This window comes from Pseudaminobacter soli (ex Li et al. 2025), assembly GCF_029892515.1.
Lineage (GTDB): Bacteria > Pseudomonadota > Alphaproteobacteria > Rhizobiales > Rhizobiaceae > Pseudaminobacter > Pseudaminobacter soli_A.
Genome location: NZ_JARXVF010000022.1, coordinates 1 through 1,008 on the forward strand (window position 1 = coordinate 1; position 1,008 = coordinate 1,008).

Sequence of the window (1,008 nt, forward strand, 5' to 3'; positions counted from 1 at the left end):
ACCAATGCCCGAATTCAAGACTGACATCGAGATCGCGCGCGGCGCGAAGAAGCAGCCGATCCAGGCGATCGGGGCGAAGATCGGCATTGCCTCGGAGCACCTGCTGCCCTACGGCCACGACAAGGCCAAGGTCTCGGCCGAGTTCATCAAGTCGGTGCAGGCCAACAAGGACGGCAAGCTGATCCTGGTCACCGCCATCAACCCGACCCCGGCCGGCGAAGGCAAGACCACCACCACCGTCGGCCTGGGCGATGGCTTGAACCGCATCGGCAAGAAGGCGGTGATCTGCATCCGCGAGGCCTCGCTCGGGCCCAATTTCGGCGTCAAGGGCGGTGCCGCCGGCGGCGGCTATGCCCAGGTGGTGCCGATGGAGGACATGAACCTCCACTTCACCGGCGACTTCCACGCCATCACCACCGCGCACAACCTTTTGTCGGCGCTGATCGACAACCACATCTACTGGGGCAACGAGCAGGGCATCGACATCCGCCGCGTCGCCTGGCGCCGGGTCATGGACATGAACGACCGCGCGCTGCGCGAAATCATCTGCTCGCTCGGCGGCGTCGCCAACGGCTATCCGCGCGAAGCCGGCTTTGACATCACCGTCGCCTCGGAGGTGATGGCGATCCTCTGCCTCGCCACCGACCTCAAGGACCTCGAACGCCGCCTCGGCGACATCATCGTCGCCTATCGCCGCGACAAGACCCCGGTCTATGCCCGCGACATCAAGGCCGATGGCGCCATGACGGTGCTCTTGAAGGACGCCATGCAGCCCAATTTGGTGCAGACACTCGAGAACAACCCGGCCTTCGTGCATGGCGGCCCGTTCGCCAACATCGCGCATGGCTGCAACTCGGTGATGGCCACCACCACCGCGCTCAAGCTCGCCGACTACGTCGTCACCGAGGCCGGCTTCGGCGCCGATCTCGGCGCCGAGAAGTTCTTCGACATCAAGTGCCGCAAGGCGGGGCTGAAGCCGGCGGCAGCGGTCATCGTCGCCACGGTGCG

General features: G+C 65.6%; 1 protein-coding gene. It reads left to right on the plus strand.

Translation table 11 applies throughout. From position 1 onward, the window contains the following. Nucleotides 1-4: 4 nt before the first annotated feature. Nucleotides 5-1,008, plus strand: a 1,004-nt coding sequence (locus tag M2281_RS29130) for a formate--tetrahydrofolate ligase (protein ID WP_280824696.1), incomplete at its 3' end; no start/stop codon positions are given.